This is a genomic window from Flavobacterium sp. CF136 (assembly GCF_000282055.1).
Lineage (GTDB): Bacteria > Bacteroidota > Bacteroidia > Flavobacteriales > Flavobacteriaceae > Flavobacterium.
The window spans coordinates 1-13,936 of sequence record NZ_AKJZ01000042.1 but is presented as its reverse complement, the minus strand read 5'-3'; the positions used below and the strand labels follow the sequence as shown (position 1 = coordinate 13,936).

12 protein-coding genes are annotated in these 13,936 nt (G+C 31.5%); 10 read left to right on the top strand and 2 right to left on the bottom strand.

Annotation, left to right across the window (positions count from 1 at the left end; genetic code table 11):
* Nucleotides 1–137 precede the first annotated feature (137 nt).
* The 4 genes from PMI10_RS13635 (at nt 138) to PMI10_RS13620 (ending at nt 4,490) form a co-directional block, all read left to right on the top strand.
* On the top strand, nt 138–2,903 hold the full coding sequence (locus PMI10_RS13635; protein ID WP_035631883.1) for a PD-(D/E)XK nuclease family protein: 2,766 nt from the start codon (nt 138–140) through the stop codon (nt 2,901–2,903).
* 116 nt (nt 2,904–3,019) lie between these two features.
* Nucleotides 3,020–3,337, top strand: a complete 318-nt coding sequence (locus tag PMI10_RS13630) for a hypothetical protein (RefSeq protein ID WP_007808858.1) — start codon at nt 3,020–3,022, stop codon at nt 3,335–3,337.
* 439 nt (nt 3,338–3,776) lie between these two features.
* Nucleotides 3,777–4,097, top strand: a complete 321-nt coding sequence (locus PMI10_RS13625; RefSeq protein WP_007808855.1) for a roadblock/LC7 domain-containing protein — start codon at nt 3,777–3,779, stop codon at nt 4,095–4,097.
* Nucleotides 4,098–4,115: 18 nt separating this feature from the next.
* The gene (locus tag PMI10_RS13620; RefSeq protein ID WP_007808853.1) at nt 4,116–4,490 is read left to right on the top strand and encodes a hypothetical protein; all 375 of its coding nucleotides are present in this window, start codon (nt 4,116–4,118) and stop codon (nt 4,488–4,490) included.
* A 75-nt stretch (nt 4,491–4,565) separates the two neighbouring features.
* On the opposite strand, the gene PMI10_RS13615 is transcribed toward PMI10_RS13620, so the two are convergent.
* A complete protein-coding gene (locus PMI10_RS13615; RefSeq protein ID WP_157489843.1) occupies nt 4,566–5,345 on the bottom strand; it encodes an alpha/beta fold hydrolase in 780 nt (259 codons plus the stop codon).
* A 210-nt stretch (nt 5,346–5,555) separates the two neighbouring features.
* Between PMI10_RS13615 and PMI10_RS13610 the strand changes: the two genes are divergently transcribed.
* Entirely contained in the window at nt 5,556–9,074 is a 3,519-nt protein-coding gene (locus PMI10_RS13610) for a T9SS type A sorting domain-containing protein (RefSeq protein WP_007808849.1), read from the top strand.
* 61 nt (nt 9,075–9,135) lie between these two features.
* Here PMI10_RS13610 and PMI10_RS13605 read toward each other — a convergent pair whose 3' ends face one another.
* Complete coding sequence (locus PMI10_RS13605; RefSeq protein WP_007808847.1) at nt 9,136–10,428, bottom strand: aminopeptidase P family protein; 1,293 nt, start codon at nt 10,426–10,428, stop codon at nt 9,136–9,138.
* A 715-nt stretch (nt 10,429–11,143) separates the two neighbouring features.
* Here PMI10_RS13605 and PMI10_RS13600 point away from each other — a divergent pair.
* The 5 genes from PMI10_RS13600 to PMI10_RS13585 all read left to right on the top strand — a co-directional run bounded on the left by PMI10_RS13600 (nt 11,144) and on the right by PMI10_RS13585 (nt 13,794).
* Nucleotides 11,144–11,710 carry a hypothetical protein gene (locus tag PMI10_RS13600; RefSeq protein WP_035631881.1) on the top strand — a complete coding sequence of 189 codons (567 nt, stop codon included), beginning with the start codon at nt 11,144–11,146 and terminating at the stop codon, nt 11,708–11,710.
* Nucleotides 11,711–11,748: 38 nt separating this feature from the next.
* Nucleotides 11,749–12,480: an alpha/beta hydrolase gene (locus PMI10_RS13595; protein ID WP_007808845.1), complete on the top strand. Its 732-nt coding sequence runs from the start codon at nt 11,749–11,751 to the stop codon at nt 12,478–12,480.
* A 120-nt stretch (nt 12,481–12,600) separates the two neighbouring features.
* Nucleotides 12,601–13,059, top strand: a complete 459-nt coding sequence (locus PMI10_RS13590; RefSeq protein WP_007808843.1) for an SRPBCC family protein — start codon at nt 12,601–12,603, stop codon at nt 13,057–13,059.
* Nucleotides 13,060–13,163: 104 nt separating this feature from the next.
* Nucleotides 13,164–13,535, top strand: a complete 372-nt coding sequence (locus PMI10_RS22100) for a hypothetical protein (RefSeq protein WP_157489839.1) — start codon at nt 13,164–13,166, stop codon at nt 13,533–13,535.
* A gap of 103 nt (nt 13,536–13,638) precedes the next feature.
* Entirely contained in the window at nt 13,639–13,794 is a 156-nt protein-coding gene (locus PMI10_RS13585) for a hypothetical protein (protein ID WP_369792094.1), read from the top strand.
* Nucleotides 13,795–13,936: the final 142 nt, after the last annotated feature.

Here is a 13,936-nt window from a genome sequence, read left to right as displayed (position 1 = left end):
TAACGAAAGAATTAAATCAAATTTAAACAAAATGAGCCCGATAAAATATCGAGCTCATTATTATCAAATTTAATTATAAATTTGTCTAAACTTTTGGGTGCAGTCTATAATTGAATGGCTTTTTTTATTTTTATCATATGATAAACATGTCTTTTCTGGGGAAAATTGCAGCTACTATAATTCAGGATTATTCAGGTAGACTTTTCGAAATTACTATTATACTTCCTAATAAAAGGGCTAAAGTCTTCTTAATTGATGAATTAAAGAATCAAACTAAAGAAAGTATTTTTTCTCCTAATATTGTTTCAATTGAAGATTTTGTGCAAGATGTGGCTTCTATTCGTTCCATAGATTCCATTGAACTATTGTTTGAATTTTATGAAGTTTATCTTTCTATTACAGAAAAACAAAATCAACAATCATTTGAATTATTTGCCAATTGGGCAAAAACACTTCTTCAGGATTTTAATGAAATTGATCGTTATCTTCTTGAGCCATCATACGTTTTATCATACCTAAAAGATATTGAAGATATAAAAAAATGGGGAATTGAAGTCGAAGACAAAACGAAACTCCTTGAAAATTATATTGATTTTTGGAAATTACTACCAACTTATTATCATGCGTTATATGCTCACTTACTAAATAAAGGTTTTGGCTATCAGGGTTTAATTTATCGTGAAGCAGTAAATAATCTGAATCATTTTTCGAATACAATTTCAAATAATACTTTTATTTTTGCAGGTTTTAATGCTTTAAATGCAGCTGAAGAAAAAATAGTACAGCATCTTTTATCATTAGATCAAGCCAAAATTTATTGGGATGCAGATCAGGCTTTTCTAAATGACCCTTATCATGATGCCAGTCTTTTTATTAGAAGATTTAAAGAAAATTGGAAGCAGTATAAATCAAATCCTTTTGAATGGATTATGGATGATTTTTCGCAACCAAAAAATATTCAGGTTATAGGAACGCCAAAAACTATTGGGCAGGCAAAACTCACTGGAAGTATTATTGAAAATATAATTAAGGATAATCCAATTTCTTCACTTGATAAAGTAGCTATTGTGCTTGGGGAAGAAAATTTATTGATGCCAATTTTGTATGCTTTGCCTAATTCTGTCGGTGCATTAAATATAACCATGGGTTATTCAGGTAAAAATAATCCTTCTCAAATTTTGTTAGCGAAATTGTTTAAGATGCATACGAATGCACTTTCAAGAAACGGGGATAGCTATGTTTTTTATTACAAAGATGTCCTTGATGTTTTGACACATCCATTGATTGAACCTTATGCCAAAACAAATCAATTAGTTAAAATAATAAAAGAGAATAATTATGCTTTTATTACATATTCCAAAATAAATGAACTCAACCTGAATCCATCAGATTTATTTAGTTTGTTATTTCAAAAATGGGAAAAAGGATGCTTAGCAGTACTGGAGAATATCTCAACACTTTTATTATTGATAAAAGAAAATTTCAGTAATGACAATGAAGAGGAAAAAATTGCGAAAACTTTTGTGTTCTCTATTTTTAAAGTTATTAATAAATTGATGAATTATTATTCGCAACATAAACACATTGATAATATTCAGACTTTATATGCAATTTACAAACAGGTTATTGAGGTGGCTGAAGTTTCTTTTGAAGGAGAACCATTGAACGGGCTTCAGATTATGGGGGTTTTGGAAAGCCGGGTTTTGGATTTTGATACTGTAATTGTGACTTCTATGAATGAAGGGAATTTTCCGGCCGGAAAATCTCAAAACTCTTTTATTCCTTATGATGTAAAAAAAGAATTGGGCTTGCCAACTTTTAAAGAAAAGGATGCGATTTATACCTACCATTTTTATCACTTACTGCAAAGGGCCAAAAATATTTATTTGATTTATAATACGGAAAACGAAGGACTCGATGCAGGCGAACGAAGCCGTTTCATAACACAATTGGAAGTAGAAAAACAGCCTAAGCATAATTTAACTTTTGATATTTATAATCCTGTTTTACCAACAACAGCATATCAGCCAATGGTGATTCCAAAATCTGAGGAAGTTATGGAGCGCCTGAAAGAAATCGCTGGAACTGGTTTTTCACCTTCTGCTTTAACAAGTTATATTAGGAATCCAATTGATTTTTATTTTCAAAAAATTCTTCGAATTCGTGAGGTTGAAGAAGTTGAAGAAAACATTGCTTTAAATACATTGGGAACTATAATTCATGAAACATTAAAAGCTTTATACTATCCTTTTATTGGTGAGTTTGTTTCAGAAAGTGATATTTCAAATTGTTTCAAATTGTTGGATGATGAAGTCCTGAAGCAGTTTAAATTGGTATATAAGGAAGGTGAAATTAAAAAAGGACGTAACCTTTTGGCTTTTGAAGTAGCAAAAAGAAATGTTTCGAATTTTCTTAAATTAGAATTAGATTCCATTCAAAATGGAGAAACAATTCAAATAATAGCCTTAGAAAAAACTTTCGAACGTGAGTTAATACATCCAAGTCTGCCATTTCCGGTTTTGATAAAAGGAAATGTCGATAGAATTGAATTGCGTAACGGGAAAATAAGAATTATTGATTATAAGACAGGAAAAGTTGAAAAAACAAATGTTGTGTTGAAGTCATGGAAAGGACTGACTCAGGAGCTTAAAAATGATAAAATTATTCAGGTTCTGGCATATGCCTTTATGTTCGAACACGAAGCAGCAGGTCTTCCAATTGAAGCAGGAATTATTTCATTTAAAAATTTAAAATCCGGTTTTTTGCCTTTTGGTTTTAAAGAAGATAAAGAACTTAATATAATAGTGACGGCAGAAATCCTGAATAATTATCTGGAAGAAATTGTTTTATTGTTAAATGAAATTTTTGATATAACTATTCTATTTGAAGAAAAAATAAATTAGGCATAATAACTAGAAAGCCAATTTCTAATTATTTATTAGTAAAAAGGACAATTTCATTATCAATTGAAAAAGACAGGCTAAACAGTTTTTATGAAGATAAACACGTCAAATCTATTTTGAATAAAAGAATAAGACACTTATTAGGTGATGAATTGTGGTATCTTGAAATTAAATTAATACTTTTTAACTCTTCTAAATTCGTATTGTTAGATGAACCTTATACTGGTTTGTCCCCAATTATGACTGAATTGGTTAATGAATTGATAAAAGAAAATTCAAAGACGAAAGGAATAATTATTTCAGATCATAATTATCTGGAGGTGATGAAAATTTCATCAAAATTGGTTTTGATAAATGGCGGTAAAGCCCATTATATAAAGGAAAAAGCCGAATTAATTGAAAAAGGGTACTTAAATAATTCAGCTTTCTTATAATGATTTTTTAACTGAATATTTTTTTTAAGAAACTTTTCTTTTGTATTTCTTCATCATTTTTGTTGTTAATACGGCCATTTTCGAAACGGAATCTTCTAAATTTCATCAGTTTTACATTTAAGTCAAATCGTACTTCTTCTACAGTTTTCATATCTCATATTTCTTGCAAAATTAGAAAAAACTTCCGTATACATCGAATTTGTTGTACATCTTAACTTTAAAATTGATTTTCCTTTGAAAAAGGGCTATTTTTTAAATAAAGTTCGTTTTTTATGTTAATTATTTTTGCACATCTTGTTTTTAAAATAGTCTAAAATTATGGAATAAATAAAAGTAGCTCAAGTGGTTACAGAACCTTTTTTTTTAACAAGTGTTTAAGTTTAAATTATCTTTTAAAAAATACCTTTGGCACTTCCAAAAATAGATTTATTAAGCACTTATGGTTGATTTAAATATACTGGTAGCAGAGACTGGGGCTGATTCCGGATTGATTTTTAGTATAGATGGAATTTTAATTGAATCTTATAATTTAGAATATGACGGTAATGTTGCCGCGATGATTGGAATGATATTGAAAATGAGTTTGGAGCTGTCTGAAGATCTTAACAAAGGAGATTTGAAGCAATTAATGATTAAGAATTGTGATGGTATTGTGGTAGCTAATAAAGACCATAATGATAATTGTATTGCTTTACTTTCTAAAGATTTAAGTAAGATGGGGCTTTTGCTTCGTAAAATGGATACGATTTTTAATAATTAATTCTAATATAATTTACATATGTCAGATTTTTTACAAGACTTTCAAAATAACCTGAAACAAAATATTAATGGTTTTATTGCTGTTTCTGTAACTGAGATTGAAACAGGAATGTCATATAGCTCACTTTCAGTAGATTCGAGTTTTGATCCTGAATTAGCATCTGCTTATAATTTAGAAGTTGTTAAAGCTAAAATGAATGCAATTAAAGCTTTAGGATTAAATGAAAAAATTAATGATATTTTGATTACTCTGTCTAACCAGCTTCATATATTAGATGTTTCAGAAGATGGAAAATATTTTATTTATTTAGCAGTAGATTCAAAAAATGCTAATCTTGGTTTAACAAGAGCAGTTTTGTCAAAATTTAAAAAAGAAATAGTTTCAAAACTATAAAGATTTTTGCCCCCGATAATGAGGAAAAGGCTGTTTCATACTATATGAACAGCCTTTTTTGTTTTTAAGCAAGTTTTAAATTTTGAAAAATTCCGATAAAACTTTTTTTAATTCTTCTTTGTTTTCAATATGGCTCATATGCCCATCGTCAAATGAAATAAGTTCAGCAGTAGTATTTTCGATTTGTGTTATACTTTCTTCATAGTTTAACACAGGATCTTTTTTACCTAAAATCAATAAAACAGGAAAAAGATTCTCACGTAAAAGAGTTTCTCTGTCTTTTCTGATTTTCATTCCTTCAAGTGAAGCTACAATTCCCTGCAATGGTGTTTTTAAAGCCTGTGTTTTTACTTTTTCAATTTCATCAGCTAATCTTGTTCTGTTGTTTTCACTAAACAAATTGGCGATTGCCAGACTTACAAAATTCACATAATTTTGTTTTACAGCTTTAATGGCACGTGTTCTGTTTAATTTTTTTTCGGTACTGTCTTCTTTAGATGTAGAATTTAGCAAAATTAATTTCTGAATGCTTTCCGGATATAATTCGGCGAAAGCCAAACCAACGTATCCGCCCATAGAATGTCCTAAAATAGTAGTTTTTTTGATTTGTAAATATTCTAAAACTTCATGAACAGCACGAGCATTGTCTTCCATGGAATGAACATAACCCAAACAATCAGATTCGCCATGCCCTAATAAATCAATTGTGATAATGCGATATTGATTTGAGAAAAAAGACACATAATCTTTCCACATTTTTTTGTTTTCCAGAAAGCCATGAAGCAATACAATTGCGTTTCCTTCACCAGAATCAGTATAAGATATTTTGGTGTTTTTATATAGAATATTCATAATGATAATTTTCACAAAAATACTATTTGAATTAATACATCAAATTACTTACAGCCTTTTCTATCTCAAAAGTTACCACTTGTTCAATGTTGCGGTATTATTGTGCTATTGAATTATTACAAAATTATATATAAATCATTATTTGACTCGAAAAGTATTTTAAATTAACTAGTTTTACGCTGTTTTTTTTAAATAATTAACCTACTAAAATTTATGAGATCAACTTTACTTTGGATTTTCTTTTTTCTTAATATTCAGTTTGCCTTCTGTCAATGGGAAAACTTAAATACAGGTTTGACAGATGATTTAACCGGCATTGTTTTTTTTGGAAATAATGGCTTTTTGTCTGGTACAAAGGGATTATATTATACTACTACTGGCGGTCAGGGAGCTGCAAGTTGGAAAAGATTTGAAATAACTGATAATATTGAGAACGCAAATATATATGAAAGTGTAAATTTTGCTCATTGCTCATCTAGTAGTATACCGGCTTTGTCTACAAGTGCAATGATTTATGCTTGTGGACAAACAAGAGACACAAAGCAAGCAATTATCATGAAAATCGAAATGCCATCACTAAAATATGAAATTGTTTATGTAGGTGATGTGAACTCAAAATTAAATCGAATAGGATATTCTTCTTATAATTCTCAATTTGTTGCAGTTGGGGATGATGGATTAATGGTGACAATTAATTCAGGAGGAATATCACAAAAGCTAAAACTTACAACTGATAATCTTAATTCAATTTCTTTTAATGGCAATAAATGTAAGATTGGTGCTAATGGTAAGATATTGTATTTTGCTTATTTTGACTCTTTTAAGTTTGAAGAAGTCTTGACAGCCAATTCTGAAAATAGGGACGTAGCTTATGGTTCAACGAATTATGTTTTGGTTAAAACTTTTTCTGTTGGAAATAAATTCGAATCTTATGACAATCAAAATATACGTATTGGCAGTCATACAAATTATTATGGTGGAGCCTTAAATGCAAGATGTATTTCTGCAAATACTGATAGTCAATACGTGGGAACTGATCATGGAATTTACTATGTAGTTGGAGATTATGCTTTAGAATGGCAGTCTACATCATTAAATTACACAATAAATAGTTTTTATAGTGACAGAAATAATATTTTATATGCATCTGGAAATTCAGGAGTTGTTTTAAGAACAACTAATGGGGGTGGTACACGAGTTCCGTATGTAAAAATTTTAGATCCAGTATTAGGAGGTTGTGCTGGTAATTATTCGCAATTAGATGCTTTAACCGGAGCTGTTTCAAGTTGTAAATGGCTAGTAAACAATTCTCAGGTTAATACTACATGTGCTGGAAGGTTAACATATGTTTTTAATACGGCTGGTACTTATGAAATTAAGTATACTGTTAAAAATTTCTTTGGTATTGAATCTACTGACACAAAAAGTATTTTGATAACTTCGGTTCCTAAAATTAATTTACCAGTAATCATTAGTGACAATATTCTGTGTAAAAGTGAATCAATTGATGTGCAAATTCAGAATTCCGAAAAAGATGTAGTTTACACATTAAAAAATGAAAACGGCAGCAAAACTTATGGGACAAGTGAACCTGGTAATGGACAAACAATTTCTTTTAAAACTACATTAATAAGCCAGTCTGGAAACTACCGTTTACAGGCTAAAAATGCAAATTCAAATTGTCCTGCTGATTTTAGCGATAAATTTTACATTACAGTAGAAAAAACTCAGGCAAACTTTCATGCAGATTTAATAAATGCAAAACCTGGAGAAAGTACTTCTTTTTATCAAAAAGCAGTAGACGCACAAAATTATAAATGGGATTTTACGCCCAATGCTTCACAGGCGACTTCAAATGTAGGACAGGAAAACGTGAGTTTTTCAAAAGAAGGAGAGACAAAAATAAATCTTGAAGTTTGGTCAAATAATGGCTGTTATGATAAAATACAGAAAGTAGGGCCTTTTATTTATAACGACTCTGAAAACTCGAATAATTGTTGGGCGTTAGTTAATGATGGAGTGGATTCTCAATGGAATGGCTATGAATATGAAGGTAACTATGGTTTAACTCGAACAGAAGATGGTTTTCTGGTTTCCGGAGGATTTAATGACCAGATATTTGATTCTAAAATTGGAGTAAAACCCAATTTTAAAAATAAAAAAGGAAGCTTTCTAACCAAGTATGATAGAAATGGCGTATTAAAATGGATAGTTAGTACAGAACATGAACCGGTAGTTCGTGAAAGAGATAAAATATATTCTTCTGTGGTGGATCATGATGGGAATATATACATATGCGGTACACACGAAGGTATTTTTATTGACAATAAAGGAGACAGAATGAAAATAAGTCCGATAATTGGTTCAAGTCGTAATATTGGGTATATCGTTAAACTGGATAAACAGGGTAGAATGATTTGGAGATTAAATAGTCCTATAAATGGTCCGCTGGCACAAAAACTTTATATAGACAATGATAATAATTTAGTTGCACCAATTATCATGAATTATGCTTATTCAGATAAGTTTCCTTTGTATTTTAATGGGGTTCCAACAACTGAAATTAGTCAAAAGATGGTAACATCACAAGCAAATAATTTGGCAATATTAAAGATATCGCCCGAGGGATCAGTAATTTGGTATGCAGGAATTACTCTTAGACAAGTAAATGGTGGTGGAATTAGTGATATTGGATTTGATAAAGATAACAATATTTATGTAGGAGGAAATTATGAGTTGGATGCAGATTTTTACTCTGCTGGTAATTCTGCACCACCGCAAATAGTAAAAGGTTATCCAGGATATGGTTCCAAACTGTTTGTAGTTAAATACAATAAGGATGGAATTTTTCAATGGAAGGTAAGAAGTAATACTAAAGATGCTTTTTTTGATGGCGCTTCTATAAGTTCACTCGTTACAGATGAAAAGGGAAACAGTTATATTACCGGAAGCAATGGATGCGATGAAGCAAAAGCTATTCATTTTTTTGAAAATAGTGATGGAACAATAACTGAAAAAAGTATTGGTACCTTTTATTTAGCAAAAATCAATTCTCTTGGAAAATGCGAATGGATAACTGGAACTCAATATGCAGACGGTACAGGACTTAAGATGATTAGGGATAAAGATAAATTGCATATTATTGGAGGGGCTTCAGATAATGGTACTTTTATTACGACCGATAGTCAGAATTATAATTTATCGATTAGTAATTATGATTTCTTTTTGGCGACTTATGATTTATCAGGTAATTTAAAAAAGATAACAGCCAATGGAGATAATAAAAATCATGTTAATGTGCCTTACATGGAGATGTTTGATTTTTTCAAGGCAGAGGATGGATCATTTTATTTATCCAGTAATTTAAGAGGAAATAATTATAGTAGTTTTGGTAGTGTATTAACTACCAACAATATAGATGGGACAGTGATTCATTTTGATGAAGATTGTGGAATTGCTAAGTATGAAAGCACTTTGTCGACAGAGGATTTTGCAAAGACTTCAACTGTTATCTATCCTAATCCAACTTCGGGTAAAATTTCGGTTGATTTACAAAATTATAGTGGAAATGCTAACGTGCAGATATATGATGCTAATGGAAAAAAAATAAGCGAAGAAAAAGCTGTTGATTTAGCGAAACTTGATTTGATAATAAACGGTAGTCAGGGATTGTATTTTGTGAAAATTACGGCAGGTGAAAATAGTCAAACCTTCAAAGTGTTAAAACAATAAAAAAGCAAACATATTATAGAAAAGGGAATTTAAAATATTTTAAATTCCCTTTTCTATAATATTATAAGTTCATTAAACTTTCAATCTCATCAACTTCCACCGGAATGTTACGCATCAGGTTAAAAGGTTCTCCTTTTTCCTGAACGACAACATTATCCTCAAGTCGAATCCCCAAACCTTCAGCCGGAATATAAATTCCCGGTTCAACCGTGAAAACCATATTGGCTTTCATTGGTTCGTGAAGCAATCCGTAATCGTGCGTGTCCAATCCCATGTGGTGTGAAGTTCCGTGCATGAAATATTTTTTATAAGCTGGCCAGTCCGGATTTTCATTCTGAACATCGGCTTTGTCAATCAAACCTAAACCAAGCAATTCAGAAGTCATGATTTTACCCACTTCAATATGATATTGTTTCCAAAGTGTTCCAGGCATAAGCATTTTTGTAGCTTCATTTTTTACTCTCAAAACGGCATTGTAAACTGCTTTTTGCCTGTCTGAAAATTTTCCTGAAACCGGAATTGTTCTCGTCATATCGCTCGAATAATTCGCGTATTCTGCAGCAACATCCAATAAAATCAAATCGCCGGCTTTACATTGTTGGTTGTTTTCGATGTAATGCAAAACATTCGCATTATTCCCTGAAGCAATAATTGGCGTATAAGCAAAACCTTTAGAGCGGTTACGGATAAATTCGTGAACCAGTTCGGCCTCGATTTCATATTCCGTAACATTTGGTTTCACGAACGGAAGCAATCTGCGAAAACCTTTCTCGGTAATATCACAAGCATGCTGAATCAAATCGATCTCTTCGCTTTCTTTTACAGAACGAATGCGTTGTAAAATCGGGTTACTTTTCGCTACCTGATGTGCAGGATATCTTTCTTTCCACCATTTTACAAAGCGGGCTTCCCGGGTTTCCATTTCAACAGTCGCGCGGTAATGTTCGTTGGTGTTGATGTACATCGTATCTGCATACGACATCATTTCGTTCAAAATTTTATGAAAATCCTGCAGCCAATAAACCGTTCTGATTCCCGAAACCTGAAAAGCACGTTCTTTAGTCAGCTTTTCACCTTCCCAAATTGCGATATGCTCGCTGGTTTCTTTAAGAAAAAGTATTTCTTTTTGGTTTTCGTAAGGAGCATCCGGAAACAAAAGTAAAATACTCTCTTCCTGATCAACACCGCTCAGATAAAAAATATCCCTATGCTGGGCAAATGGCAAAGTACTGTCGGCACTAATTGGGTAAATGTCATTGGAGTTGAAAACGGCAACACTGTTAGGTTTCATTTCTGCCGTGAATTTTCTGCGGTTTTTTACAAAAAGAGCGCTGTTTATTTGATGATATTTCATAATAACTTGGATATTAGACTTGATTCTTCAAAAATACTAATTTTTGAAGAAGTAGAACAAAATTGATTTATTAAAGTTTTCATATTGTTTGGGCGTGTCCCAAGGGCCAGGCTTTCGGCTTTATTCCCGATTAACAAAAACTACGGCTAAAAAACCTTGTTTTTCTAAATCGGGAGATACCGCCTCTATCCCTCACGCGCCTCTCGGTTTTTATGAGAAATTTTGAAATTTTGACAGAAGTGAAGAATTTTACATGGAATCAAAAAAAAACTTAGTTTATATACAGTTTTTTCAAAGTCATAAATGCTGTTTGATTTAGATGCACAAAGTCCTTGCGAGGAACGAAGCAATCACATTAACAAAAGCAACTAATATTATATACGTGATGAGATTGTTTCCTTCCTCGCAAAGACAATACAAAAACCGAAGCAATCAGCTTCGGTTTTTGTATAAATATATCTTCCGGATAATGAAATTGCTGAATGCTTTTGCAATCAATTTAAAAATGGAATTTCTAACTTTTTAATTCATCCATTTGTAATTTAGTTTCTGAAATTAAAATAGAAGAGTTAAATTTAAGTGTTTTTTGTTTAGAAAACCCAATAGCGCAGATTTACAATTCATATTCGTACAGTATTTAAACTTCAAAGTAAAATCAAAACCGATAGGCATAACAAAATCCAAATCCACAAGTCTTTACAATAAACCAAAATTTATGAAACCAAAAACCATTTGCTTAATTGGATTGTTCTTTTTTGTACTAAGTTATATTATGTTTTCAAACAGTGCTGCTTTTGAGTATTTCAAAAAACCTGTCGATTTTGCACATTGGTTTAATTTAATCGGAGCTTGTTTGTTGTTATCATTCAATAATGTATTTCCAAAAAGCAGATTAAATTCCGTTGCTTCTGTCATAACAGCTTTTGGAGTTGTTGCCCACATAGGACTTTGTACCATTGATTTTATCATGTGGAGTTATGGAGACAATGAAGTTGCAAAATCTGCCTTAAGCGAACATTTAAGTAATACCCCATCTATTTTGTTTCCGTTTGTTGTTGTGGGACCTTCTTTGCTTTTTGTTGGGTTGGCTGTTCATGCGTTCAACTTTATCAAAACGCATATGGTAAGTGCTTTAATGGTAATAATTGGTGCACCGTTGGTAGGTTTTTCTTTTTTTATATTAAAAAATGGAATTTTAATGTTGTTGAGCTGTCTCATTTTTTCTTTAGGATTAGTATTGCTTCTTCATCGAAAAGAAAGTGCAGAAATCTCAATTGTTTAATTTGTATATTTAACTTTTCTAAGTGCCAATAAGTTTTTATGAAAAAGAAATATACATTCAAGAAGATTTTAAAAACCATTTGGATATCGGCAGGAGTACTTTTTACACTTTGGATGTTTTACTCTTATCAATCTCGCGGTGTTGATGAATCTCTTTTTCAAAGCAATAATATAATTAGAGTAGAAAACACAGATAACTATTTTTTATTTACGCCTAAAAAGGAATTCAAAAACGTTGTTGTTTTTTATCCGGGCGCCATGGTTGAAACTGAAGCGTATGTTCCGCTTTGCAGAAAAATAGCAGATAACGGTATTCAGGTTTATTTAATAAAAATGCCCTGGCGACTTGCATCAAAAGGATACAATAAACCTAAAGAGTTAAATCTTTTTAACGATAGTACCAAAAACTATATTCTGGCAGGACATTCACAGGGAGGAAAAATGGCAGCGCAATTTGTATATGAAAACCCCAAATTAATAGATAAACTGATATTGATTGGGACTACACATCCAAGGGATATTTCACTTGCACAATCTGAAATTCCAATTTTAAAAATTTACGGTTCCAATGATGGTGTTGCAAGCGAAAAATCAATGTTTGACAATAAGTCAAAATTACCGAAATCTGCAAAATTCTCATGTATTGAGGGAGCAAACCACGCTCAGTTTGGTTATTATGGTTTTCAGCTGGGAGACGATAAAGCGGATATTAGCAGGGAGCAACAGCAGAAGCAAACTTTAGCAGAGATATTGAAATTTATAAATGAATAAGATGTATGGCTTCTGAAAATCATTGTCATCCTGAGCGGAGTCGAAGGCTTTCTAGCTGAAAGGGCTTCGACTCCGCCTGACACCTATCTACGAGTTTGAATAATTAAAATTATATACAAAATGACATCAGAAATTATTTCAGCAACACCTGATCGTGAGATTGTAACAACCAGAATAATAAACGAAACAAGAGATCTTGTTTATTCTGCCTGGTCTGATCCGGATCATTTAAAAAATTGGTGGGGACCAAAAGGATTTACCAATACTTTTCACGAATTTGATCTGAGACCCGGAGGGAAATGGAGTTTTATTATGCACGGACCTGAAAAAGGGAATTATCCTAATGAATGTGAATTTACAAAAGTAGAAAAACCAAGCCTTATTGCCTGGAAACGATTTTCAAAACCGCTTTTTCAGGTTGCTGTTACTTTTGATGAAGTATCTGAGAATTCGACAAAAGTTGTTTTCAAAATGATTTTCGATACTGCCGAAGAGTGTGAAAAATTAAAACCATTTGTAGTGGATAAAAATGAAGAAAACTTTGATAAACTCGAAATTGAGTTGTCAAAAATGAAATGACAGAATCAAATTCATAATTGACTAAATATTTAAAGTTTATTACGATTGTACTTAAACAATAAGAAGTAAATTTGACTAATCACATTCCTGCAAACACACAATAATTGAATAAATATCTAAAATATATTCTTTCTCTCTTTCTGGCTTTTGTCCTGATTGCGAATGATGGTACTTTGGATTCTCAGGCAAAATCAGCAGATTATTACCAGTCTTCCTTTGTAATACTAAAACAGGAATTAGATTTTAAGGATTCCCGATCGTATGTTTTAGGTCAAGTTGTTTCCCATGTACAAACTTCGTTTTCAATTCCTGTACTTTCTCTGGGATTTTCAGTTGTTTGTAGTTTTCAAATTCGGGTTCTTTTAAAATTGCGAAGACTTCATTATCAAAATATAAATTCATTTATAAAACAATCTGTCTTTGTAAATGAACTTATCACTTCAAACAATTTATATAAAAGTTTATACAGCGCTTAGAGAATTTATTTTCTAAGAATTTGCGCTTCAACGCATAAGATGATACCATAATGTCTAATTATTTATCATTTGTAAAATGTATAAACACAAAAATAAAACACGTTTGAAGAAATCCAAACGACCTGTTCTTTGGTTAAAAAGAAAACTTATTTTAATTATGACGGCTTTTATGCTCGGAATGTCAAACGGAATGGATATGGAAGACCGAACAATGAATGGAAATCAGATTCATACAGAACAACAGGATAAGAAGGATTGATTTGGATAAAAAATCTTTTTTAATCTTTATAATCTGAGGCAAAAAACGATTACAAAGTCTTTGCGAGGAACGAAGCAACCACATTTAGTATATAATATTTGGCTGCTGTTGCTTTTGTCAGTGTGGTTGCTTCGTTCCTCAA